This is a genomic window from Cupriavidus sp. 10L45, assembly GCF_056395225.1.
Window position 1 is genome coordinate 102,724 of the sequence record NZ_JBFTJC010000009.1, and the last position, 21,945, is coordinate 124,668.

Below are 21,945 nucleotides of genomic sequence, written 5' to 3' on the forward strand. Positions count from 1 at the left end.
ATGGAACTGTTGACCAACCTTGGTCTGGGCTTCTCCACCGCCCTGACCTTCCAGAACCTGGCATACGCCTTCGCGGGCTGTATTCTCGGGACCCTGATCGGCGTGCTGCCGGGCCTCGGGCCCCTGGCCACGATCGCCATGCTGCTGCCGGTGACCTACACGCTGCCCCCGGTGGCGGCGCTGATCATGCTGGCCGGTATCTACTACGGCGCCCAGTACGGTGGCTCCACCACGGCAATTCTGGTGAACCTGCCGGGTGAATCGTCGTCGGTGGTGACCACCATCGATGGCTATCAGATGGCGAGGCGAGGCAGGGCCGGGGTGGCGCTGGCCACAGCGGGTATCGGCTCGTTCTTCGCCGGCTGCGTGGCCACGCTGATCCTGGCTGCTTTCGCGGCCCCGCTGTCGGAACTGGCGTTCAAGTTCGGTCCCGCCGAATACTTCTCGCTGATGGTGCTCGGCCTGATCGGTGCCGTGGTACTGGCTTCGGGCTCGCTGGTAAAGGCCATCTCGATGATCGTGCTGGGCCTGCTGCTGGGCCTGGTCGGTACCGACGTGAACTCGGGCGCGGCGCGCTTCTCGTTCGACGTCCCCGAGCTGACCGACGGCCTGAACTTCGTGTCGGTGGCCATGGGTGTGTTCGGTTTCGCGGAAATCATCGCGAACCTGGAGCAGAAGGAACACCGCGAGACGTTCACGGATCATGTGACCAACCTGTTCCCGACCAAGGAAGACTTCAAGCGCATGATCCCGGCCATCCTGCGTGGCACGGCCCTGGGCTCGGCGCTGGGTATCCTCCCGGGCGGCGGTGCGGCACTGGCCTCGTTCGCGGCCTACTCGCTCGAGAAGAAGACCTCGAAGTACGCGCATGAGTTCGGCAAGGGCGCCATCGAAGGCGTGGCGGGTCCGGAATCGGCCAACAACGCCGCGGCACAGACCTCCTTCATCCCGCTGCTGACGCTGGGCATTCCGCCCAACGCCGTGATGGCGCTGATGGTGGGCGCGATGACCATCCACAACATCCAGCCCGGTCCGCAGGTCATGACCAGCAACCCGGCGCTGTTCTGGGGCCTGATCGCCTCGATGTGGATCGGCAACTTCATCCTGATCATCCTGAACCTGCCGATGATCGGTATCTGGGTCAAGCTGCTCAAGGTGCCGTACCGCTTCCTGTACCCGGCCATCCTGACGTTCTGCTGCATCGGCGTGTACTCGGTCCAGAACACCACGTTCGACGTGTTCCAGACCGCGGCCTTCGGCGTGATCGGCTATCTGTTCATCAAGCTCAAGTGCGAACCGGCGCCGCTGCTGCTCGGCTTCGTGCTCGGACCGATGATGGAAGAGAACTTCCGCCGCTCGCTGCTGCTGTCGCGTGGTGACTTCACCGTGTTCGTGACGCGCCCGCTGTCGATGGGCCTGCTGATCGCCGCGGCGATCCTGGTGGCGATCGTGGCGATGCCGTCGATCAAGTCCAAGCGCGAAGAAGCGTTCCAGGAAGAATAAGGCTTACCCTGGCCGGGGGTACCGGCCACACAACGCAAGCTCAGGGCGCCTTATGGCGCCCTTTTTTTATGCGCTTTCTTCCTGAAACGCCAATGGCCATGCGGCATGCGCGATGGTCATTGTTGGCGGCAATGGCAATGGTGCGATTGGTGTCGGAACGTACATAAGGTGCCCCGGCGTCCCGGCAACATGCGCGTGTATTCCCTCCCTTACATGCGCCCAGAGGACTTGCCATGATGCGTACCGCAAGCCATCGACCGCACGGGTTGTCCCACGGGTCTGCCACGACGCCCGCCGGGATGGTCACCGCCTTGGTCATTGTGTTTTTCTTCAGCCTCGCCATGCTGCTGTCCAGCGGACGGCTGGCTAGCGGCGACGCGGGCGAGCAATACCGTTCAGCGCAGTTGCTGGCGGCCACGGGGCAGCTCGGCAGTCCGGTCAATCCGCCCCTGCTGACGTACTGGAACAAGGGCCCTGACGGCCTCTACTACGAACCCCACGACGTGGGCGCGCTGCTGCTGATGATGCCCGGCGCCCTGATCGACGAGGCGCTCGACGATATCGACTCCTACCACCTGGTACGCGACCGCTACGTTGGCCGCACGTATGGCAAGCTGATCACCTCGTTCGTCTACGCGGCGTACAACACGCTCGGCGTGATCTTCATGTTCCTGCTGATGCGCGAGTTCTGCTCCGCCCGCGCGGCCTTCGGGCTGGCGCTGGTGTTCTACGCCGGCACGACCTTCATGCCCTACGCCAAGACGGCCTGGGATGTGACCCCGGCTGCGGCCAGCCTCTGCGCCTGGCTGTACTTCATGGCCCGCGCGCTACGGCCGCCCACGTCGCTGTGGGTCTTCGTGGCCGCCGGCGTGGCCCTCGGGCTGGCCTGCTCGTTCCGCTACTCACTGCTGCCGTTCTTCGGCATGGGCGTGCTCTGGCTGCTGTGGATGGAGCGCGCGCGCCACAAGACCGGCTTCGCGGTGCTGCTGGTGGCGCTCGGCATCACCATGCTGCCCGCCTTCTACTACAACCACATCCGCACCGGCCTGTTCCTGCGCCCCGCCATCGCCGCCGACCTGCACCTCTCGGACAGCCTTGCGCTCAACGGCAACCCGCTGACCGGCCTGCTCGGCCTGCTGGCCAGCCCCAACATGGGCCTGTTCCTGTTCGCGCCGGTGCTGCTGCTGGCCCTGTTCGTATTCAAGATGCGCCACACGCTGCCCGCGCGCCAGAAGCACCTGCTGTACGCGGCGCTGGCGTCCGGGGTCTGCTACCTGCTGATGATCGCGCACATGAAGAACTGGGGGCATTTCGGCTGGGGCCCGCGCTACATGGTGCCGCTGCTGCCGGTGCTGTTCTTCGCGGCGGCCCCGGCGCTGCAATGGATGTGGCAGCACGCCCGGCGCACGGCGGTGCCGCTGCTGGTCATCTCGTTCCTGCTCAACCTGGCGCCCACGCTGATCAACTGGCATGTGATCGTGGGCGAGTTTCCCGGCGCGCGGCCGCAGAACTCGGCCCTGCCCTACCAGCACATCGGCGTCTGGACCGGCATCCAGATGAGCCTGGCCGGCGAGCCGCTGGTGTTCCCCAAGACCAACGACCCCAAGACCGCCATGACCGATGCCGCGCGGCGCTTCCCGGACCTCTTCGCGATGCGGCTGGTCGAGCTGTCCCCGGCCGGCAAGGCGGCGGGCACGCTCTGGACCTTGCTGTTCCTGGCCGGGATGCTGCTGTCGCTACGGCATATCCTGGCCGCGACGGCGCCGCCGCGGCGGCCGGGGTCATCCCCACGCGGGATGGCAGCCACCCCGGCGCATGTGCAGCCATCGACACATCAGGCATCCCGTCGCGCGGGCGCCGACCGGCCATAGCCGCCCACTACGCCTAGCTCGCGAACAGCGCCTCGCAGGCTGACCGGATCGCCTCCGTGACATGGGCGCGGCCGTGGTCGCGCCGCTCAAGCATGCCGAGCGTGCGCACCACGGGCTCGCCGCCCGCCTGCAGCGGCAGCAGGCGCAGCGCGGGATCCTCGTGCCAGCGCGCCAGCCGCAGCAGCGGCACCACCGTCACCCCCACCTCCTGCCGCACCAGTTCCACCAGCGCCTCGATCGAATTCAGTTCGAGGAACTCGTTGGTGCGCAGGTGCGCGCGCCGCAGCGCCCGCTCCACCAGCGCGCCGGTGCGCTGGCCCCGGTCGAACCGAAGGAAGGGATTGGCGGCCAGCGCCTCGCGCGCGGTCTCGCCGGGGCTGCCGCGCGCGGCAATCGCCACCAGCGGCTCCTGGTAGAGCGGCGTCCAGCGCAGCGTGCCGGCGGGCCGGCCCGCGCCCTCCACCAGGAACGCGGCGTCCAGTTCGCCACTTTCCACCTGCTCGGCCAGATCGATGGACTTGGCGCCGACCAGCCGCACGTCCAGCGCCGGATAGGCCCGCTTGAGCCGCGCCACCACGTGCGACAGCCCGCCCATCACCGACACTACCGCCCCCACCGCCACGGCGCCCGCCATATCCTCGGCGCCCCCCTGTGGCAGGCGCATTTCCTCGTACAGCGCCAGCAGCCGGCGCGCCTGCGGCAGCAGTTCGCGGCCGTCCGCGTTCAGCACGGCCACCCGCCCGCTGCGGTCGAACAGTTCACGGCGCAGTTCCTGTTCGAGCGAGCGCATCTGCAGGCTGACCGCCGCCTGCGTCAGCGCCACGCGGCCGGCGGCGGCGGCAAACGAGCCCTGCTCGGCCACGGCGACGAAAGTGCGGAGAAATCGGATGGTACTCATGTGAGTCGATTCACAAGGTTTTCTTGTTGATCACAAAAGGAATATTAGCTTTCATTGTGACCCGGCGCGCGGAATAATGATGGGCGAGCCTTGATTTGGCTCGGTTTTTCCTGCCTGCCTGCCCGTTATCCGCATCGGAGAAGAAGAATGACTTCCTGGCTACGCCTGCTCGGCATCGGCCTTACCACGAGCCTGACCCTGGTTGCCGCGCCGTCGCACGCGGATACGTATCCGTCCAAGCCGATCCGGCTGATCGTGCCGTTCCCGGCCAGCGGCGCCACCGACCTGCTGGCGCGCGCGATCGCCCAGAAGGTGGGCACCAACATGGGCCAGCAGATCGTGGTGGATAACCGTCCGGGCGCGGGTGGCGCCATCGGCTCCGACATGGCCGCCAAGGCCCCCGCCGACGGCTACACGCTGCTGATCGCCACGACCAGCACGCACTCGATCGGCCCCTATATCAATACGCACCTGCCGTACAACACCGAGACCGACTTCACGCCGATCGGCCAGGTAGCCGTGGCCACCAACGTGCTGGTGGTGCCGAACCAGCTCCCGGTGAAGAATGTGAAGGAGCTGATCGACTACGCCAAGAAGCATCCGGGCGAGCTGAACTACGCCTCCAGCGGCAACGGCACCGTGGTGCACCTGACCGCCGAGGCGTTCAAGGCGCAGGCCGGCGTGTTCATCACCCATATCCCGTATCGCGGCACGGCGCTGGCGGTGCCGGATCTGATCTCGAACAAGGTGCAGGTGCTGTTCGACAGCATCGTCTCCGGCATGCCGCACGTGAAGGACGGCAAGCTCAAGGCGCTGGCCGTGACCAGCCTCAAGCGCTCGCCGCTGGCGCCGGACCTGCCGACGGCCAGCGAATCGGGCCTGCCGGGCTTCGAGTCGGACACGTGGTTCGGCATCTACGGCCCCAAGGGGCTGCCGGCTGACGTGGTCACCCGGCTCAACGCCGAGTTCAACAAGGCGATCCAGTCGCAGGACGTGCGCGACCGCCTGGGCAAGCTCGGCGCCGAACCGGTCGGCGGCACGCCAGCGCAGTTCGCGGCCATGGTCAAGAAGGACAGCGCCCGCTGGGGCAAGCTGATCAAGGATCGCAAGATTCAGGTGGACTAAGAGAGAGACAACCATGAAGAACTTCAACTGGACCAACCCATACCCCACCGTGCGCATTCCGCTGTTCGCGCGCAACGTGGTCTCCACCTCGCACCCGCTGGCGGCGCAGGCCGGCCTGCGCATGCTGCTCAAGGGCGGCAATGCCGTCGATGCGGCCATCGCCGCTGCCGCCGCCATCACGCTGGTGGAGCCGGTCTCGTGCGGCCTGGGCAGCGACGCCTTCGCGATTCTCTGGGACGGCAAGGAACTCCACGGCCTGAACTCGTCGGGCGTGGCCCCGGCCGCCTGGAACCCCGAGTATTTCAAGAACAAGTACGGCGTGGACGGCAACGGCCTCGCCAATCGCCCGATCCGCGGCTGGGATGCGGTCACCGTGCCGGGCATGGTGGCCGGCTGGGCCGCGCTGCACGAGAAGTTCGGCAAACTGCCGTTCGAAGACCTGATGGAGCCGGCGATCGAGATCGCCGAGCGCGGCTACGCCGTGCCGCCCGTGGTGGCGCACAAGTGGGCCGCCGCCGTGCCGGACCTGAAGACCCAGCCGGGCTTCGCCGACACCTTCATGCCGCATGGCCGCGCGCCGAACGTGGGCGAGAAGTTCGTCTTCAAGGCCGCCGCCGACACCCTGCGCAAGATCGGCGCCACCAAGGGCCGCGCCTACTATGAAGGCGAGATCGCCGAGAAGATCGCCGCCTTCAGCAAGGAATGCGGCGCGGCGATGACGATGGACGACCTGCGCAACTATCGCCCGGACTGGGTCAAGCCGATCAGCCAGTCCTATCGCGGCTACGACGTGCACGAGATTCCGCCGAACGGCCAGGGCATTGCCGCGCTGATCGCGCTGGGCATCCTCGACCAGTTCGACGTCGGCTCGCTGCCGGTGGACTCGGTGGACTCGCAGCATCTGCAGATCGAGGCGATGAAGCTGGCCTTCGCCGACCTCTACCGCTACGTGGCCGACCCGCGCACGATGGAAGTCACGCCCGAGCAGATGCTGGATCCGGCCTACCTGAAGTCCCGCGCCAAGCTGATCAACATGCAGCGCGCCACGCCGTTCACGCCTGGCATGCCGAAGACCGGCGGCACGATCTACCTGACCGCCGCCGACGAGAACGGCATGATGATCTCGTTCATCCAGTCGAACTACATGGGCTTCGGCTCGGGCGTGGTGGTGCCGAACACCGGCATCAGCCTGCAGAACCGTGGCGTGGGTTTCTCGATGGATCCGAAGTCCGCCAACGTGGTGGCTGGCGGCAAGCGCCCGTTCCACACCATCATCCCGGCCTTCCTGACCAAGGACGGCCAGCCGGTGATGAGCTTCGGCGTAATGGGCGGCGACATGCAGCCGCAGGGCCACGTGCAGACCGTGGTGCGCATGCTCGACTACGACCAGCAACCGCAGGCCGCCTGCTGCGCGCCGCGCTGGAAGGTCAACCGTGACTTCACGCTCGACGTGGAAGGCACGATGGACCCGACCACCGTGGCCGGCCTGAAGGACCGTGGCCACCAGCTCAAGTCCGTGAACGACCCCTACATGGACTTCGGCTCCGGCCAGTTCATCTGGCGCCTGTCCGACGATGCCGAACAGGGCTACGTGGCCGCCAGCGACAGTCGCCGCGACGGCCAGGCCGTGGGCTTCTGATCGACCGCACTATATATATAGAGAAGCACCGCAGTACCGCCGTACCGCAGTAGCCGTCCTGCAAGGCGCCAAGGGGCAACCCTGGCGCCTTTTTCCATGGCCGACGGCCGGGCGGCGCGCCAACTGTTCTGTTCGCGGCGCGTGGAACTGTGCATGGTGCGCCGCGCCGTGCGCACTACACTGGCAATTCGTCCAATTTCCTGCCCGTTCCCGCCATGGCCTCCTACGCCTTCCGCATCGTCAACGTCTTCGCCGAGACCACGCTTGGCGGCAATCCCCTCTGTGTGTTCGAGGACGCGCGCGGCCTGGACGACGCCACGATGCAGGCGCTGGCGCTGCAATTCAACCTCTCAGAGACCACCTTCGTGCTGCCGTCCGAGCGCGCGACGGCGGCCGTGCGGATCTTCACCCCGGGCTACGAGATGCGTTTCGCCGGTCACCCGACGCTGGGCACGGCCCATGTGGTGCGCGACCTCGCAAAAACCGGGGATGCGCTCACCCTCGAATTCAAGGCCGGCCTGGTACCGGTGACCGCCGCCGGCGACCGCTGGACCCTGACCGCGCCGCACGAGGGCGCCCCGCGCACCGCACCGGCTGGCCTGCCCGATGCCGACATGGCCTCCCTGCTGGGCCTGTCCGCCGACGATCTGGCCGGCTCGCCGATGTGGGTGGATACCGGCGCCGACCAGTTGCTGGTGCCGCTGAAGACGCCGGACGCCGTGCGCCGCGCCGCACCCGACAGCAGCCGGCTCGACCAGTGGCCGCAGAGCAGCCTGGGCCGCAAGACCGCCTATGTGTTCGCCTTCGACCCGACGCAGCCCGGCAAGGTGCTCGTGCGCTACTTCTTCACCAAGCAGGGCGGCGGCGTGGCCGAAGACCCGGGCACCGGCTCGGCCTGCGCCAACCTCGGCGGCTGGCTGCTGGCCACGGGTCACGCGCTGCCGGCCACGTACGAGGTGGATCAGGGCGAACAGGTCGACCGCCGCTGCCGGCTGGACCTCGCCGTGACCACCGATGGCGCGATCCGCGTGGGCGGCCGCGTGGTCGAGATCGGACGTGGCACTATTACGATCTGACAAGATTCGATCCCCCGCCTCCCCCCCTCTCCGCCATGACCTCACACGACATTGCCGCGCTCGCCGACCTCGAAACGCTGTACGCGGAGCCGGCCGGCGCCTCGCTGGCCAAGGAAGTCGACTACCTGCACCCGCACTACCGCGCCTTCGTGGATGCCTCGCCGTTCTGCCTGCTGTCCACGATGAACGCGCACGGCGGCGACTGCTCGCCACGCGGGGACCAGCCCGGCTTCGTGCAGGTGCTGGACGACCGCACGCTGCTGCTGCCGGACCGGCGCGGCAACAACCGCATCGACAGCCTGCGCAATATCGTCAACGACCCGCGCGTGGGCCTGCTGTTCCTGGTGCCGGGCGTCAACGAAACGCTGCGTGTAAGCGGCGTGGCGAAGATCTCGACCGACCCCGCGCTGATCGCGCGCTGCGTGCATGACGGCAAGGCGCCGACCACGGTGCTGGTGATCTCGATCCGCTCGGTATTCTTCCAATGCGCCCGCGCCCTCGTGCGCTCGGCGCTGTGGTCGCCCGAGACCCAGATTCCGCGCGAGCGCCTGCCGAGCACGGGCACCATGGTCGCCGAACTGAGCAAGAACGCCATCGACGGCGCCACGTACGACCGCGAACTGCCCGAGCGCATGCGCAAGACGCTGTACTAGCCGGTACTCACGGCCTGCCCCACCCCCACAAAAAGAGAATCTGCCATGTACATGCCGTCCCACTTCGCCAGCGACAACCCTGACCTGATCGACGAGGTCATGCGCCGCTACGCCTTCGCCACGCTGGTCGGCACCGATGCGGATGGCCTGCCGTTCGCCACGCACCTGCCCGTGGTGGCGGAGCGGGCGTCCGAGGGCGGCTGGCGCATCGAGGGGCACGTCGCACGTGCCAATCCGCACTGGAAGTGGCTCGAGCAGACCCCGCGCGCGCTGCTCGTGTTCCAGGGACCGCATGGCTACGTGTCGCCGTCGCTCTATGAACAGAAGCTGTCCGTGCCGACCTGGAACTACGTGGCCGTGCATGTCTACGGCGAGATCACCACGGTCCACGACGCCACTGACAAGGATGCCCTGCTCAAGCGGCTGATCGGCCGCAACGAGCCGGGCTACGCCCAGCAGTGGCGCGACCTGCCCGAGGATTTCCAGCAGAAGATGCTAGGCGCCATCGTCGGGCTGCGGCTGGTGCCGACGCGCGTGGAAGGCAAGTTCAAGCTGAGCCAGAACCGCCCCGCCACCGACCGCGCCCGGATCCTGGAAGCCCAGCGCGCCGGCTCCGCCATCGAGCAGGACATGGCCGACTGGATGGCAAGGCTGACCGGCGCGAACTGACGGTCCGTTGTCTTGCTCCCCTCTCCCAAAGGGAGAGGGGAGAAAATTCACCCACGCCGCAGCCACTCCGGCGCGTGGGTGCCGAGCGGCACCGAGGGCAGCGCCCAGTGCGCGGGCGTCTCGGACAGCCGGGCGGCATGGCGCACCACGGTCAGCTCGCCAAACCCCGACTCCTCTACCTCCAGCAGGTCCGACATCTCGTCGAAATGCGGGTCCGGCACGCGCCAGCCCTCCGGCACGCGGCCCAGCCCACGCAGCCATTGCCCCACCTGCGCCAGCGACACCCGCACGTGCCAGCTTCCGCCCTCCACCGCGCGCCGGTGCAGCGCGGCCATCGCGCCGAAGGCCAGCAGGTAGCCCGCCGCGTGGTCGAGCACCTGGGCCGGCAGTGGCTTCGGCTCGGCACTGCCAGCCGCCCGCGCCTCGTCGTCGTTGAAGCCGGTGGCCGTCTGCACGAGCGAATCGAAGCCGCGCTTGCCCGCCCACGGCCCCACGTGCCCGTAGGCCGACAACGACACATAGACGATGCCGGGCCGCGCCCGCGCCGCGGCCTCCGGGCCGGCGCCCAGTTCGGCCAGCCCGCCCGGGCGATAGCCCTGCACCACCACATCGGCGCCATGCAGCAGCTTGTGCAGCGTGCGCTTGTCGTCCGGGTCGCGCAGATCGAGCTGGCAGGAGCGCTTGCCGCGCCCGGTGTCGATCACCAGCGGCGCGATGGCGGGCAGGTGCGCGGCCGTCACCAGCAGCACATCGGCGCCATGCGCGGCCAGCGTGCGCCCCGCCACCGGGCCGGCGATGATCCGCGTGAAATCGAGCACGCGCACGCCGGTCAGCGGGCGGGCATCGACATTGATCTCGGCATGGTCCGCCAGCGGCGGCAGGGGCTGGGGCGGCGCCTCGCCGATCTTCTCGATCGTCACCGGCGGCAGCCCGGCAATGGCCTGCGCCTGCGGGTGCGCGCGCCAGGTGTCATAGGGCCGCATGGCGGCCACCACGAGCCCGGCGTCCGACGCGGCGGACTCGAACGCCTCGGCCTCCCATCGGCCCAGCGCCGCGCGCACCGCGTCCTTGGTGTGCGCGCACTGGAGCAGGCGCAGCACGCCGTCGCGGTGATGGGGGAAATTGGTGTGCAGCCGGACCCAGCGCCCGTCGCCACACGGGTACAGGCCGGCGATCTTGTCCCAGAGTTCGGGCGCCGGCCCGCCGTTCACGCGCAGGTAGCGCTCGCTGCGGAATTCCGCCAGCGCGTGGCGCATGTCCACCGCCACGTCCTGCCAGCGGTCCGTGCGCTGCGCCCAGAGCGCCGCCGCAGCCAGCGCGGGCGCCCCGAGGCTGGCCTGCGCCGCCGTGCCCACGGCGAAGCTCGATGGCAGGATGGGGTCCGCACCGGTCAGCGCCAGGTGCGCAAGCGCCTCGGGCGGCAGGCCGGCGCCGTGCCAGAGACCGGCCAGGGCGTCCGCCGGCAAGGTGGCCGAGGCTGACGAACCGGCCGAAATGGCCGGGACGGACGAATCAGGAGAGGAAGCAGTGTTCATGGGTTGTGTTCCCGCAACATGGCCCAACCTTTTCATGCCACGATGGCGGCATGCGATGACCTGCCGTGGATTCTGCACCACTTGTGGCCACCGCGCTGTGAGCCGATTCTGAAAATAGCGGCGCACCGCCGGGTTGCCCCGCAGGCACGGTAAAATCCCGCCATTCCACCGAACAAGGGGAGCCGGAGCACGTCCCGGGGCCCCACACCATGCCATTGGCCGCGTGCGACGCGGCGCCACCATGAGCCAAGACAACAAGCCTACCGACAAGACCGACAACCCGGCCTCCTCGAACTTCCTGCGCAGCATCATCGACCAGGATCTGGCCGCGGGCACCTACGCCGGGCGGACGGACACCCAGGGCGCCGCGCTGCCGCCGGTCATCACGCGCTTCCCGCCGGAGCCGAACGGCTACCTGCACATCGGCCACGCCAAGAGCATCTGTGTGAACTTCGGCCTGGCGCGCGACTACGCCGGCCAGTGCCACCTGCGCTTCGATGACACCAATCCGGTCAAGGAAGACACCGAGTACGTCGACTCGATCATCGACGCCGTGCACTGGCTCGGCTTCTCGTGGGACGCCAAAGCGCCGGGCGGCAAGCCGCACCTGTACTACGCCAGCGACTACTTCGAGCAACTGTACGCCTTTGCGGAAACGCTGATCGCGCGCGGCGCCGCCTATGTGGACAGCCAGACCGCCGAGCAGATCGCCGCCACGCGTGGCAACTTCTCCGAGCCGGGCAAGCCCTCGCCGTTCCGCGACCGCACGGTGGAAGAGAACCTCGCGCTGTTCCGCGACATGCGCGCCGGCAAGTACGGCGATGGCGAGCACGTACTGCGCGCCAAGATCGACATGACCGCACCGAACATCGTGTTGCGCGACCCGGTGCTCTACCGCATCCGCCACGCCCATCACCACCGTACCGGCGATGCGTGGTGCATCTACCCGATGTACGACTTCACGCACTGCATCTCGGACGCGATCGAGAACATCACGCATTCGCTGTGCACGCTGGAGTTCGAGAACAACCGCCCGCTGTACGACTGGGTGCTCCAGCACCTGCGCGAAGCTGGCGTGTTCCGCGACCCGCTGCCGCACCAGTACGAGTTCGCGCGCCTGAACCTGACCTACGCCATCACCAGCAAGCGCAAGCTCAAGCAGCTGGTGGACGAAAACCGCGTGGACGGCTGGGACGATCCGCGCATGCCCACCATCGTCGGCATCCGCCGCCGGGGCTATACGCCGGAATCGATCCAGCTGTTCTGCGACCGCGTGGGCGTGTCGAAGGCCGATAGCTGGATCGACATGAGCACGCTGGAAGGCGCCGTGCGCGACGACCTTGACGCGCGCGCCCCGCGCAGCGTGGGCGTGCTCGACCCGGTCAAGCTGATCCTGGACAACTACCCGGAAGGCCAGACCGAGGAATGCTCGGCGCCGGTGCACCCCAAGCAGCCCGAACTGGGCCGCCGCGTGTTCCCCATCTCGCGCGAACTGTGGATCGAGCGCGACGACTTTACCGAGACGCCGCCCAAGGGCTACTTCCGGCTGTTCCCGGGTAACAAGGTGCGCCTGCGCTACGGCTACGTGATCGAGTGCACGGGCGTGGACAAGGACGCGGACGGCAATGTGGTGGCCGTGCACGCGAACTACCTGCCGGAAACCAAGAGCGGCACGCCGGGCGCGGACAGCGTCAAGGTCAAGGGCAACATCCACTGGGTCAGCGCGCCGCATGCGGTCGAAGCCGAAGTGCGCCTGTACGACCGCCTGTTCAACGACCCGAACCCCGACGCCGGCGGCAAGAACTTCCTCGAGGCGCTGAACCCGGATTCCAAGAAGGTGGTCAAGGCCTACCTGGAGCCGGGCCTGCGCGACGCCAAGCCGGAAGACCGCTTCCAGTTCGAGCGTCACGGCTACTTCGTGGCAGACCGTACCGATTCGCAGCCGGGCAAGCCCGTCTTCAATCGCACGGTTGGCCTGAAAGATAGCTGGGGCAAGTGACGATGACGACACAAACGATCAAATTTCCGCTCGAGGGCGAGTTCATCGCCCTGAACGACCTGCTGAAGCTGGCCGGCGTCTGTGACAGCGGCGGCGCCGGCAAGGCGCTGGTGGCGGCCGGCGAGGTCTCGGTGGATGGCGCGGCCGAGTCGCGCAAGACCGCCAAGATCCGCGCCGGGCAGGTGGTGACCATGGCCGGCGTGCGCATCAAGGTGGTGGCCGCCTGATATAGAACCCGAGAACCGAAGGGACACAAAGGACCGATATGCCGATTGCGTTCTGGTGTGTGCTGGTGGCGGGATTGCTGCCCGTACTGACGGTGGCCATCGCCAAGGCAGGCGGGCGTGGCGGCTTCGACAACCACGACCCGCGAGGCTGGCTGGAGAAGCAGAGTGGGCGGGCGCGGCGCGCCGACCTCGCCCACCGTAACCACTTCGAGGCCTTCCCGTTCTTCGCGGCCGGCGTGTTGATTGCCACGCACATGAGCGCGCCGCAGGCTCGGATCGACGAACTGGCGGTGGTGTTCGTCGTCGCCCGCATTCTCTATACGGTCTGCTACCTGACCGACCGGGCCACGCTGCGCACGCTGTGCTGGACCATCGGCTTGCTGACGGTGATCGGGCTGTTCCTGCTGCCGGTGTTCGTCCACTGACATGCGGCCCCTGCTGATCGCTGCCCTCGTTGGCGCCCTGGCAGGTGCCAGCCTCCCGGCCTGGGCGGCGCCCGTGAACTACAACGTCGATCCCACCCACACCGCGGTCTACTTCGGCGCGAGCCATTTCGACCGCACCACGGTGCGCGGCCGCTTCAACAAGCTGGATGGCCGCATCGTCTATGACCCGGCCACCGGGGCGGGGTCAATCGACTTCACGGTGGATACCGAGTCGGTCGACACCGGCAATCGCAGCCTCGATGGCGTGCTGCGTTCGCCACAATTCTTCGATGCCCAGAATTTTCCGGTCGCGCGCTTCCAGGGCAACCGGTTCGTCGTGGAAGGCGGCAAGCTCGTGGCCGTGGAGGGTCAGGTGTCGCTGCTGGGCGTGACCCGGCCGCTGCGGCTGGAGGCGGACCGCTTCAGCTGCGGGCGCGTGGTGCTGTTCGGCGTGGGCCGGGACGTCTGCGGCGGAGATTTCCACGCCAGCCTGCCCAGAAGTGCCTTCGGCATGACACGGTTCCTGCCCGACGTCGGCGATACCGTGACGCTCCACATTTCCGTCGAAGCGACGCCCGCGCAGTAGCCCGGGGCGGACGGCAGCGCGCCGCCATCCTGAATAGGGGAAATCGATCGCCGATATCGAGCCCGATGACGACTCCGCGTCACCTTTGCCGGGAAAAATTTCAGTAAAATCAGCGCCTTGCCCGTTCCCATCCTGCCGCGTTCCGCCCCCAGCGTATCCGGCGATTCGCGAGTCGAGATGATCACTATTCACGTCGGAGACGTCGTTGCGGCGTCCCTGGCCGCAGCCGGCGCCTGCCTGGCCTGCAGCGTCCCTGCCCAAACCGTCCGCAAATTCCCGCTCTGGGCCTACCAGACCTATGGCCGTGGCGCCCTGCTGCTGCCGCTGCTAGCCGTCATGGTCGGCACGCTGCTGGTCAGCGTGGCGCTCGAAGGCCAGATCAACAGCAAGGCCGGGCTCGCGCTGGTGGCGGCCGCCGCGTTCCTGGCGCTCGTGCTGGTGTCGGCGGTGCTGCGCTTCTGGGTCAGCCACAAGCGCAAGTCCTGAGCGAAGGCCCGCCCGGGCTCCGCGCGCCAACGCACCTTCGGGCGATGGTTTTCCATCGCCTGCCCACGCGGATCACGTATGATGCGGCCTTCGCGCGCCGTGCCGGATGGCATCCCGTGGCCGGCGCGAGCCCGCATTTCCCGTGATTCCATGGCGCTCAAGTCCACCATCTTCAAGGCCGAACTGTCCGTATCGGACATGGATCGGCCCTACTACGGCAGCCATACGCTGACCATCGCCCAGCATCCGTCCGAGAACGACGCGCGGATGATGGTGCGCCTGCTGGCCTTCGCCTGCGAGGCGTCCGAGTCCCTCACCTTCACGCGCGGCCTCGACGAGCCCGACGAACCCGACCTCTGGGACAAGACGCTGACCGGCGAGATCGCCCACTGGGTGGAACTCGGCCAGCCCGACGAATCCCGGCTGCGGCGCGCCTCGTCCCGCGCGGACCGCGTCACCGTCTATACCTATCAGAGCGCCAGCGCGCGCGAATGGTGGAAGGGCATGGCTGGCAAGGCCAGCAAGCTGCGCAACGTGACCATTTACAATGTGCCGTCGGAAGCCGTGGAGGCACTGGCCGGCATGGCGCAGCGCGCCATGCGCCTGTCCGTGACCATCCAGGACGCCGAGATCTGGGTCAGCGACGACGACCACAACGTGCAGCTGACGCTCGACGTGCTCCAGCGCGCCGCCGGCTGAGCGGGTCGCCGCCCGAGCCCCAGATAACGCTTCATCAACCAAAAACAGGAAGATTGCGATGCAAACCACTCCCTCCGGCCTGCAATTCGAAGACACCGTTGTCGGCGCTGGCGACGAAGCCCGCGCAGGCCAGCACGTGACCGTGCACTACACCGGCTGGCTGTACGAGAACGACCAGGCTGGCCGCAAGTTCGATTCGAGCAAGGACCGCAACGACCCCTTCGTGTTCCCGCTGGGCGCCGGCCACGTGATCCGTGGCTGGGACGAAGGCGTGCAGGGCATGAAGGTGGGTGGCACGCGCCGTCTGGTGATCCCGGCCGACCTGGGCTACGGTGCCCGTGGCGCCGGTGGCGTGATTCCGCCGAACGCCACGCTGCTGTTCGAAGTGGAACTGCTGTCGGTCTGAGCCTCGGCCTGACCTGACCCAATAAAAACGGACGCCTCGGCGTCCGTTTTTACATCGTGGAGTCTGAAACTCGAGGGTTCAGAACCCGATCGCCGCATTCCCCACGTCCACGCGGACCTTGTCGCGGTCCAGCAGCCGGCCGGCGTGCCGTGCGAAGTCCTGTGCCCACTCGGCATTGCCACTGAAACGGTTCTCGCCCGAGAACTTGGCCACGTTCAAGATCTTGTCGATGACGAGCACCTTGCCCACCGGGCTCGAGGCCTGGCAGTCCAGTTCGGCATATTCGCGGTCGAACCAGCGCCACGCGGCCTCCTCGGTCACAGCCGCCAGCTCGGCATCGCCAAGCGCGAAATCGAATTCCTTGCCACTGCCGAACACCACGGTAAGCGTACGCGCCATGACCGGTTCTCCAAGAAGTCAGGCCCTCATTGTAGAGACTTGCCGGCCCGGGGGGCGCATGGCAAACCGTTGCCTGTGACACACACCCCACTCCCCGTCTGTGGCTTCCTTGCGACGGATCAATACGCTTTGGATTATCCTTGCATCCATGGCCATCACCAGACAGGACCTCGAAGCGGACAGGCTGCGCGCATCGCTGTGCAGCACCCCGGTCGCGTCCTCGCTGCTGCCTGAGGCCGATATCGAGCAATCGCTCCATGACACGCTGGCCGCCCGGCCTGACGGCGATGCCATGCACGGCGATGTCTGGCTGTTCGGCTACGGCTCGCTGATCTGGAATCCGATGGTGGTCCACACGGACCGGCGCCTGGCCACCGTGCATGGCTACCATCGCGGCTTCTACCTCTATTCCCGGATCAATCGCGGCACCTGGGACAACCCCGGACTCGTGCTCGGCCTGGACCGGGGCGGCTGCTGCACCGGCATGGTGTTCCGCATCCCGGCCCATGTGATCGAGCAGGAATTCCGCGTGCTCTGGCGCCGCGAGATGCTGACCGGCGCCTATCATCCGCGCTGGCTGCGCGTGAAACTCGACAATGACCCGGACGCCCCGGAGGCCCGCGCGCTGGCCTTTGTGATGAACCGCGAACATCCCGCCTACGCGGGCCGCCTGCCCGATAACCGCGTGGTGGACTGCCTGCGCCACGCCTGCGGCCTGTACGGCCCGGCGCGCGAATATCTCCAGCAGACGCTGCTGGGCCTGGCCACCAACGGCGTGGACGATCCTTACCTGGGCCGCCTCTGGCGCCTGCTGCAGGACAGCGACGTCGCCGATGCCGCGCACCCGGCCGGGGACGACCCGCACCGCCACCGGCCGCCCGTCATGCAGGCCGACGGCACGGACGGCATCGCCGCCGCCGACGCGCCGCACGAAACCGTCTGAGCCACCCAGCGCCCTCGACGCCCTCCCCATGACGCGCTCCCAGACCCGCCCCCGCCGCCAGGCCATCGCCGAAATGCTCGGGTTGTTGGGATTGTTGATGGGCGGCGGCCTGCTCGCCGGCCAGGGCGGCCAGACGCTGGCACGCACCCTGACTGGCATCGGCAACGGCTCCATGCTCGCGCAGGGGCCGCGCTCGCCGCGTCCGGTCGATTCCCCCGCCCTGCCACCGCGCAGCGACGGCATGGCCGCGCTGGACCGCAACCTGATCACCGCCGCCAGCATTGGCGACTCGGAACTCGTCAATCGGCTACTCGCTGCCGGGGCGTCGATGCAGGCCGTGGACGAACGCGGCCGCAGCGCGCTGCTGGCCGCCGTCTACATGCGGCGCAACGAGGTGGCGCGCACGCTGATCATGGCCGGCGCCGATGTGAATCGCAAGGATGGGGAGTCGAACAGCCCGTTCCTGGTGGCGGCTGCCACGGGACAGATCGACATTTTGCGGCTGGCGCTGTCACACGGCGCCGACCCGCGCAGCACCGACCGCTACGACGGCACGGCGCTGATCGCCGCGAGCCAGCACGGCAATGTCGAAATCGTGAAATTGCTACTGAAGGCCGGGCTCAGCGTGGACCACGTGAACCAACTCGGCTGGACTGCGCTGCTCGAGGCCGTGGTGCTCGGCGACGGCAGCGCGCGCTACGAGGAAGTGGTGCAACTGCTGCTCGATGCGGGCGCGGACGCCAACCTCGCCGACCGTGAAGGCGTCACGCCCACCCGCCATGCACGCGAGCGCGGCTACAAGACCATGGTCAGGATGCTGATGCGCGCCCGCGGGCACTGATCGGCAGGCGAATTACGCGCCGGTGCGCGCGTTCTCGCTCTCCTGCAGCTGGCGCCACATCACCTTGCCGGTGCCGGACTTCGGCAATGCATCGACGAACTCGACCACGCGCGGATACTTGTACGCGGCCATGTTCTCCTTCGCCCATTCGATGATGTCTTCCGGCGTGGTATTTCCCTTGGCGGCGGTGCGCAGCACCACTACGGCCTTCACGGTCTCGCCGCGATAGGCGTCGCGCGTGCCGATGATGCACGCCTCCTGCACGGCCGGATGCTTGTAGAGCAGGTTTTCCACCTCGGCCGGCCAGACCTTGAAGCCGGACGCGTTGATCATGCGCTTGAGGCGGTCGGTGATGAAGAAGTAGCCGTCATCGTCCATGCGGCCCAGGTCGCCGGTGCGGAACCAGGTCCGGCCTTCGAACTCGATGAAGGCGTCGCGCGTGGCATCGGGCTTGCCCCAGTAACCCTTGAAGACCTGCGGGCCGCGCACGATGATCTCGCCCACTTCGTTCGGCGGCAGTTCCTGCAGCGTGACGGGGTCGATCACGCGTGCCTCGGTGTTGAAGGTCGGCACGCCCAGGCACTGGAGCTTGGCGCGTTCGGCCGGGTTGCTGTGCGTCGGCGCCATGGTCTCGGAGAGGCCATAGCCCTCCAGGTAGCTGAGGCCGAACTGTTCCTTGAGCCGCTCGGCCACCGCCTGCGGCATGGCCGCGCCGCCGCCGCCGATGTAGCGCAGGCTGGTCATGTCGAAGGCGGCCAGGTTCGGGCTGCCCAGGAAGTCGATCACCATGGTCGGGATGTTGGTCCAGTGCGTGACCTGGTAGCGCGAGATCAGGCGGCCGGCCACTTCGCGGTCCCAGCGCGGCAGCATGACCACGGTGGCGCCGCTGTAGATCGGCCCGTTCATGCCGTACTGCATGCCGGTCACGTGGAACAGCGGCAGGACCGACAGGATCACCGATTCCGCGCCACTGCCCGACCACGTGCCGCCGCCGATCACGTTATGCATGACCGAGCGATGGGTGTGGATGCAGCCCTTGGGGAAGCCCGTGGTGCCCGAGGTGTAGGGCATCACGGCCATGTCGTCCGGGCCGGCGGTGTGCGGGCCCGGCTGCAGGCCGGCGCCGAGCGCCTCGGCCCACGGCGTGGCACCTGCCGGCAGCGGATGCTCGGCGGTGATCCACGCGGGCGGCGCGTCTTCGGGATGTTCGTAGGAGGCCGGCAGCGCGTCCGCGTACTGCGTGGCCAGCACGTGCTGGAGCTGCTGGTCGGCCGGCAGTTCGGCGTTGGCCTGGGCCACGCCGGCGGCGAGATCTGCCGTGCAGATCGCCACGCGCGCCTGGCCATCGCTCACGTAGTGCTTGAACTCCTCGGCACGGTTCATCGGGTTGACGGGCACCACCACCGCGTCGGCACGCAGGATCGCGTAGTAGCTGACGATGAACTGCGGGCAGTTCTGCATATACAGCAGCACGCGGTCGCCCTTCTTCACGCCGGCCTTCTGCTGGAGCCAGCCCGCCAGCGCCGTGGCCTGCGCCTCCAGCGTGCGGAACGTGATGGCATTGCCGAAGTAGCGGATCGCCGGCTTCTCGGCGTAGCGGTGCGCGGAGACTTCGAGGTTGTACCAGAGCGAGGTCTCGGGCAGCACGATCTGCGTGGGCAGACGCTTCGGCCAGAACTGGAAATGCGGGCGCGCGGGCGTGGTGGTCATCTTGTCTCCTGGGTCTTTGCGACCGGCTTTTTGGTTTCGTCAACAGAGGGGCAATATAACTGAACGACCGTTCTATTTTCAAGCGGAGGTTTTCCCGATCGGGGTCGGCCAAAGGTTGCTTTCCGCGGCTTCGCCCTCACAATAGGGAGGTCCGGCCGCTATCCGGCCTCCACCATTCCGAAAGGCAGAACATGAGCGACGTCACCCTGCAGAATTTCGAGGCCGATGTGATCGAACTGTCGCGGCAGGTGCCCGTGCTGGTCGATTTCTGGGCGCCCTGGTGTGGCCCATGCCGCACGCTCGGACCGATGCTGGAGAAGTTGGAAGCCGAATCCGGCGGCAAGTGGAAGCTCGCCAAGGTCAATGTGGACGAGAACCAGGAGCTGGCCGCGCACTTCGGCGTGCGCAGCATTCCCCATGTGGTGGCGATTGCCGATGGGCAGGCCGTAGACCAGTTCGTCGGCGTGCTGCCGGAGTCGGGCCTGCGTGAATTCCTGGACCGCCTGACCCCGAACCCGGGCGAGCARGCGCTGCACGAGGCCCGCGAACTGGTGGCCGCTGGCGATGCCGAGGGGGCGCGCGCCGCCTTCCAGGCCGCGCTGGCCTTCGATCCGGGCGCCGACGATGCACGGCTGGCCTATACCAGCTTCCTGCTCGATCACAACGAGGTCGACGCCGCCGAGGCCGAGTTCTCCCGGCTATCGCCGCGCGCCCCGCAGGAGGAAGGCTACGCCGCCGTGCAGACTCAGTTGGAGGCGCTGCGGCACGTGGACGACCTGCCCGACGCCTCCGCGCTGATCGCCCGCGTGCAGGCCAATCCGGCCGATCTGGGCGCGAAGCTCGACCTGGCGAACGCGCTGATCGCGCGCCGCGAGTACGAGCCCGCCTTGGAACAACTGCTGGAAATCGTGCGCCGCGACCGCGGCTTCGAGGAAGACATCGGACGCAAGACCATGCTGTCGGTGTTCGACCTGCTTGCCGGCCGGCCCGACGTGGTCTCGCGCTGGCGCCGCCAGCTTAGCGCGGCGCTGAACTGAGCTAGGAGCCCCCCGGCTTCAGTCCTGGGGGCCTTCGATCAGCGTGAAGCCGTTGGCCTGCATGTGTTCGACCATCATGGCGTCCATCGACTTCACGTGCTGGTCGAACCAGCCGGACAGCTCACCCACGAGCCGGCGTCCCAGGCTCACCACCCCCTCCTCCGCCACCTTGTCGCGCACGGCCTGCGCAACGGCCAGCACCTGCTGGTGCTCGCCCGCATGGCAATGGCGCGGGCCGAAGCCCATCGCCTCCATCCACTGTTCTTCCTGCGCGAAATGATGGCGCGTATGGTCGATCCACGCGTCATAGGCTTCCAGGAAGCCGGCGTCGTCGGCGCGGGCGGCCGCATCGAGCAATTGGAGGAATTCGGCGTGGGTGGCGTCGGTCACGGGCTCCCCGAGGCGTAGCGCTTCGGGCAGGCCCTCGGACGACAGTCCTTGATAGGGATCTTGCGTGTCGAGTGCGGCGGCGGACATGTGGCGGGCAAGGAGCAAGTCGGTAACGCGGCAAGGATACCGATTTCCCGCCGCGTCGATCTGATTTTCCGCAAATCTACGAGTCGTTATCGGACCGATGCGGGGTATCCTTGCCGTTCGCACCCCCGCTGTGGCCGACGCGCCCCTTCCCGCCATGCCAAGACTGATTTTCTTCTGCGGCCACGCCGGCACCGGCAAGACCTCGCTGTCCCACAAGCTGATCGGCCCGCTGATGCAGGCCACCGGCGAGCCGTTCTGCATCCTCGACAAGGACACGCTCTATGGGCGCTACAGCGCGGCGGCGATGGGCGCCATCACCGGCGACCCGAACGACCGCGACAGCCCAGCCTATCTGGATAACCTGCGCGACCCCGAATACCAGGGCCTGCTCGACACCGCGCGCGAGAACCTGATGCTCGGCATCAGCGTGCTGGTGGTGGGGCCGCTCTCGCGCGAGGTGCGCGCCCACCAGTTGACCGATCCGGATTGGCTGCACATGCCGGCCGGCACGCGCACGGAGGTGGTCTGGGTGCACCTGCCCGAGGACGAGGCGCACGCGCGCATCGTCCGGCGCGGTAATCCCAACGATGCCTACAAGCTCACCCACTGGGAGGCGTATCGGACACGCCGCTTCATGCCGGACCCCGCCGAGTATCCCGAACTGATCTTCTTCGACAACCTGGCCCCGGACGCCGCCGCACTGGACGGCTTGCTGCGCACCCTGGCGAGCTAGCGCTCAGC

At 67.7% G+C, this 21,945-nt stretch carries 23 protein-coding genes; 18 read left to right on the forward strand and 5 right to left on the reverse strand.

The window, feature by feature from the left end:
- Both AC1DFU_RS17260 and AC1DFU_RS17265 read left to right on the forward strand, forming a co-directional pair.
- Nucleotides 1-1,503: a tripartite tricarboxylate transporter permease gene (locus AC1DFU_RS17260; protein ID WP_441590591.1), complete on the forward strand. Its 1,503-nt coding sequence runs from the start codon at nt 1-3 to the stop codon at nt 1,501-1,503.
- 233 nt (nt 1,504-1,736) lie between these two features.
- Nucleotides 1,737-3,374 (forward strand): hypothetical protein, encoded by a 1,638-nt coding sequence (locus tag AC1DFU_RS17265; RefSeq protein WP_218160493.1) that lies wholly within the window; start codon nt 1,737-1,739, stop codon nt 3,372-3,374.
- A gap of 13 nt (nt 3,375-3,387) precedes the next feature.
- Here AC1DFU_RS17265 and AC1DFU_RS17270 read toward each other — a convergent pair whose 3' ends face one another.
- Nucleotides 3,388-4,272 carry a LysR substrate-binding domain-containing protein gene (locus AC1DFU_RS17270; RefSeq protein WP_092290424.1) on the reverse strand — a complete coding sequence of 295 codons (885 nt, stop codon included), beginning with the start codon at nt 4,270-4,272 and terminating at the stop codon, nt 3,388-3,390.
- Nucleotides 4,273-4,419: 147 nt separating this feature from the next.
- On the opposite strand from AC1DFU_RS17270, the gene AC1DFU_RS17275 reads away from it, so the two are divergent.
- The 5 genes from AC1DFU_RS17275 to AC1DFU_RS17295 all read left to right on the forward strand — a co-directional run bounded on the left by AC1DFU_RS17275 (nt 4,420) and on the right by AC1DFU_RS17295 (nt 9,434).
- Entirely contained in the window at nt 4,420-5,397 is a 978-nt protein-coding gene (locus AC1DFU_RS17275) for a Bug family tripartite tricarboxylate transporter substrate binding protein (RefSeq protein ID WP_092290426.1), read from the forward strand.
- Between the two features lie 13 nt (nt 5,398-5,410).
- On the forward strand, nt 5,411-7,036 hold the full coding sequence (ggt, locus tag AC1DFU_RS17280) for a gamma-glutamyltransferase (protein WP_441590593.1): 1,626 nt from the start codon (nt 5,411-5,413) through the stop codon (nt 7,034-7,036).
- Nucleotides 7,037-7,251: 215 nt separating this feature from the next.
- A complete protein-coding gene (locus AC1DFU_RS17285; RefSeq protein ID WP_092290430.1) occupies nt 7,252-8,112 on the forward strand; it encodes a PhzF family phenazine biosynthesis protein in 861 nt (286 codons plus the stop codon).
- A gap of 35 nt (nt 8,113-8,147) precedes the next feature.
- The gene (locus AC1DFU_RS17290; protein WP_092290432.1) at nt 8,148-8,765 is read left to right on the forward strand and encodes a pyridoxamine 5'-phosphate oxidase family protein; all 618 of its coding nucleotides are present in this window, start codon (nt 8,148-8,150) and stop codon (nt 8,763-8,765) included.
- A gap of 45 nt (nt 8,766-8,810) precedes the next feature.
- Entirely contained in the window at nt 8,811-9,434 is a 624-nt protein-coding gene (locus AC1DFU_RS17295; RefSeq protein WP_092290434.1) for an FMN-binding negative transcriptional regulator, read from the forward strand.
- Nucleotides 9,435-9,481: 47 nt separating this feature from the next.
- On the opposite strand, the gene AC1DFU_RS17300 is transcribed toward AC1DFU_RS17295, so the two are convergent.
- Nucleotides 9,482-10,969 carry a CoA transferase gene (locus tag AC1DFU_RS17300; RefSeq protein ID WP_441590596.1) on the reverse strand — a complete coding sequence of 496 codons (1,488 nt, stop codon included), beginning with the start codon at nt 10,967-10,969 and terminating at the stop codon, nt 9,482-9,484.
- Nucleotides 10,970-11,210: 241 nt separating this feature from the next.
- On the opposite strand from AC1DFU_RS17300, the gene AC1DFU_RS17305 reads away from it, so the two are divergent.
- The 7 genes from AC1DFU_RS17305 (at nt 11,211) to AC1DFU_RS17335 (ending at nt 15,797) form a co-directional block, all read left to right on the forward strand.
- On the forward strand, nt 11,211-12,968 hold the full coding sequence (locus AC1DFU_RS17305) for a glutamine--tRNA ligase/YqeY domain fusion protein (protein WP_441590598.1): 1,758 nt from the start codon (nt 11,211-11,213) through the stop codon (nt 12,966-12,968).
- 2 nt (nt 12,969-12,970) lie between these two features.
- Entirely contained in the window at nt 12,971-13,195 is a 225-nt protein-coding gene (locus tag AC1DFU_RS17310; protein ID WP_092290440.1) for an RNA-binding S4 domain-containing protein, read from the forward strand.
- Between the two features lie 38 nt (nt 13,196-13,233).
- Nucleotides 13,234-13,620 carry an MAPEG family protein gene (locus AC1DFU_RS17315; protein WP_092290442.1) on the forward strand — a complete coding sequence of 129 codons (387 nt, stop codon included), beginning with the start codon at nt 13,234-13,236 and terminating at the stop codon, nt 13,618-13,620.
- 1 nt (nt 13,621) lies between these two features.
- Nucleotides 13,622-14,206: a YceI family protein gene (locus AC1DFU_RS17320; RefSeq protein ID WP_441590600.1), complete on the forward strand. Its 585-nt coding sequence runs from the start codon at nt 13,622-13,624 to the stop codon at nt 14,204-14,206.
- Nucleotides 14,207-14,383: 177 nt separating this feature from the next.
- Nucleotides 14,384-14,692 carry a hypothetical protein gene (locus AC1DFU_RS17325; RefSeq protein WP_092290446.1) on the forward strand — a complete coding sequence of 103 codons (309 nt, stop codon included), beginning with the start codon at nt 14,384-14,386 and terminating at the stop codon, nt 14,690-14,692.
- A gap of 150 nt (nt 14,693-14,842) precedes the next feature.
- Nucleotides 14,843-15,391: a YaeQ family protein gene (locus AC1DFU_RS17330; RefSeq protein ID WP_092290873.1), complete on the forward strand. Its 549-nt coding sequence runs from the start codon at nt 14,843-14,845 to the stop codon at nt 15,389-15,391.
- 58 nt (nt 15,392-15,449) lie between these two features.
- Entirely contained in the window at nt 15,450-15,797 is a 348-nt protein-coding gene (locus AC1DFU_RS17335; RefSeq protein WP_092290448.1) for an FKBP-type peptidyl-prolyl cis-trans isomerase, read from the forward strand.
- 78 nt (nt 15,798-15,875) lie between these two features.
- Here AC1DFU_RS17335 and AC1DFU_RS17340 read toward each other — a convergent pair whose 3' ends face one another.
- Nucleotides 15,876-16,196 (reverse strand): hypothetical protein, encoded by a 321-nt coding sequence (locus AC1DFU_RS17340; RefSeq protein ID WP_441590603.1) that lies wholly within the window; start codon nt 16,194-16,196, stop codon nt 15,876-15,878.
- 148 nt (nt 16,197-16,344) lie between these two features.
- On the opposite strand from AC1DFU_RS17340, the gene AC1DFU_RS17345 reads away from it, so the two are divergent.
- Both AC1DFU_RS17345 and AC1DFU_RS17350 read left to right on the forward strand, forming a co-directional pair.
- Complete coding sequence (locus AC1DFU_RS17345) at nt 16,345-17,139, forward strand: gamma-glutamylcyclotransferase (RefSeq protein WP_092290452.1); 795 nt, start codon at nt 16,345-16,347, stop codon at nt 17,137-17,139.
- Nucleotides 17,140-17,167: 28 nt separating this feature from the next.
- Nucleotides 17,168-17,980, forward strand: a complete 813-nt coding sequence (locus tag AC1DFU_RS17350; protein WP_092290455.1) for an ankyrin repeat domain-containing protein — start codon at nt 17,168-17,170, stop codon at nt 17,978-17,980.
- Between the two features lie 12 nt (nt 17,981-17,992).
- On the opposite strand, the gene AC1DFU_RS17355 is transcribed toward AC1DFU_RS17350, so the two are convergent.
- Nucleotides 17,993-19,690 (reverse strand): long-chain fatty acid--CoA ligase, encoded by a 1,698-nt coding sequence (locus AC1DFU_RS17355; RefSeq protein ID WP_441590604.1) that lies wholly within the window; start codon nt 19,688-19,690, stop codon nt 17,993-17,995.
- A gap of 191 nt (nt 19,691-19,881) precedes the next feature.
- Between AC1DFU_RS17355 and trxA the strand changes: the two genes are divergently transcribed.
- Complete coding sequence (gene trxA / locus AC1DFU_RS17360; protein WP_092290459.1) at nt 19,882-20,727, forward strand: thioredoxin; 846 nt, start codon at nt 19,882-19,884, stop codon at nt 20,725-20,727.
- A gap of 18 nt (nt 20,728-20,745) precedes the next feature.
- Here trxA and AC1DFU_RS17365 read toward each other — a convergent pair whose 3' ends face one another.
- Nucleotides 20,746-21,204, reverse strand: a complete 459-nt coding sequence (locus AC1DFU_RS17365) for a bacteriohemerythrin (RefSeq protein ID WP_092290461.1) — start codon at nt 21,202-21,204, stop codon at nt 20,746-20,748.
- A gap of 154 nt (nt 21,205-21,358) precedes the next feature.
- On the opposite strand from AC1DFU_RS17365, the gene AC1DFU_RS17370 reads away from it, so the two are divergent.
- Entirely contained in the window at nt 21,359-21,937 is a 579-nt protein-coding gene (locus AC1DFU_RS17370; protein WP_092290463.1) for a P-loop nucleotide/nucleoside kinase family protein, read from the forward strand.
- Nucleotides 21,938-21,945: the final 8 nt, after the last annotated feature.

What these genes read in the sequence shown, in the direction of transcription:
- AC1DFU_RS17260 (WP_441590591.1), top strand. Translation starts at nt 1, where the DNA reads ATGGAACTGTTGACCAACCTTGGTCTGGGCTTCTCCACCGCCCTGACC.
- AC1DFU_RS17265 (WP_218160493.1), top strand. Translation starts at nt 1,737, where the DNA reads ATGATGCGTACCGCAAGCCATCGACCGCACGGGTTGTCCCACGGGTCT.
- AC1DFU_RS17270 (WP_092290424.1), bottom strand. Translation starts at nt 4,272, where the DNA reads ATGAGTACCATCCGATTTCTCCGCACTTTCGTCGCCGTGGCCGAGCAG.
- AC1DFU_RS17275 (WP_092290426.1), top strand. Translation starts at nt 4,420, where the DNA reads ATGACTTCCTGGCTACGCCTGCTCGGCATCGGCCTTACCACGAGCCTG.
- ggt (WP_441590593.1), top strand. Translation starts at nt 5,411, where the DNA reads ATGAAGAACTTCAACTGGACCAACCCATACCCCACCGTGCGCATTCCG.
- AC1DFU_RS17285 (WP_092290430.1), top strand. Translation starts at nt 7,252, where the DNA reads ATGGCCTCCTACGCCTTCCGCATCGTCAACGTCTTCGCCGAGACCACG.
- AC1DFU_RS17290 (WP_092290432.1), top strand. Translation starts at nt 8,148, where the DNA reads ATGACCTCACACGACATTGCCGCGCTCGCCGACCTCGAAACGCTGTAC.
- AC1DFU_RS17295 (WP_092290434.1), top strand. Translation starts at nt 8,811, where the DNA reads ATGTACATGCCGTCCCACTTCGCCAGCGACAACCCTGACCTGATCGAC.
- AC1DFU_RS17300 (WP_441590596.1), bottom strand. Translation starts at nt 10,969, where the DNA reads ATGAACACTGCTTCCTCTCCTGATTCGTCCGTCCCGGCCATTTCGGCC.
- AC1DFU_RS17305 (WP_441590598.1), top strand. Translation starts at nt 11,211, where the DNA reads ATGAGCCAAGACAACAAGCCTACCGACAAGACCGACAACCCGGCCTCC.
- AC1DFU_RS17310 (WP_092290440.1), top strand. Translation starts at nt 12,971, where the DNA reads ATGACGACACAAACGATCAAATTTCCGCTCGAGGGCGAGTTCATCGCC.
- AC1DFU_RS17315 (WP_092290442.1), top strand. Translation starts at nt 13,234, where the DNA reads ATGCCGATTGCGTTCTGGTGTGTGCTGGTGGCGGGATTGCTGCCCGTA.
- AC1DFU_RS17320 (WP_441590600.1), top strand. Translation starts at nt 13,622, where the DNA reads ATGCGGCCCCTGCTGATCGCTGCCCTCGTTGGCGCCCTGGCAGGTGCC.
- AC1DFU_RS17325 (WP_092290446.1), top strand. Translation starts at nt 14,384, where the DNA reads ATGATCACTATTCACGTCGGAGACGTCGTTGCGGCGTCCCTGGCCGCA.
- AC1DFU_RS17330 (WP_092290873.1), top strand. Translation starts at nt 14,843, where the DNA reads ATGGCGCTCAAGTCCACCATCTTCAAGGCCGAACTGTCCGTATCGGAC.
- AC1DFU_RS17335 (WP_092290448.1), top strand. Translation starts at nt 15,450, where the DNA reads ATGCAAACCACTCCCTCCGGCCTGCAATTCGAAGACACCGTTGTCGGC.
- AC1DFU_RS17340 (WP_441590603.1), bottom strand. Translation starts at nt 16,196, where the DNA reads ATGGCGCGTACGCTTACCGTGGTGTTCGGCAGTGGCAAGGAATTCGAT.
- AC1DFU_RS17345 (WP_092290452.1), top strand. Translation starts at nt 16,345, where the DNA reads ATGGCCATCACCAGACAGGACCTCGAAGCGGACAGGCTGCGCGCATCG.
- AC1DFU_RS17350 (WP_092290455.1), top strand. Translation starts at nt 17,168, where the DNA reads ATGACGCGCTCCCAGACCCGCCCCCGCCGCCAGGCCATCGCCGAAATG.
- AC1DFU_RS17355 (WP_441590604.1), bottom strand. Translation starts at nt 19,690, where the DNA reads ATGACCACCACGCCCGCGCGCCCGCATTTCCAGTTCTGGCCGAAGCGT.
- AC1DFU_RS17365 (WP_092290461.1), bottom strand. Translation starts at nt 21,204, where the DNA reads ATGTCCGCCGCCGCACTCGACACGCAAGATCCCTATCAAGGACTGTCG.
- AC1DFU_RS17370 (WP_092290463.1), top strand. Translation starts at nt 21,359, where the DNA reads ATGCCAAGACTGATTTTCTTCTGCGGCCACGCCGGCACCGGCAAGACC.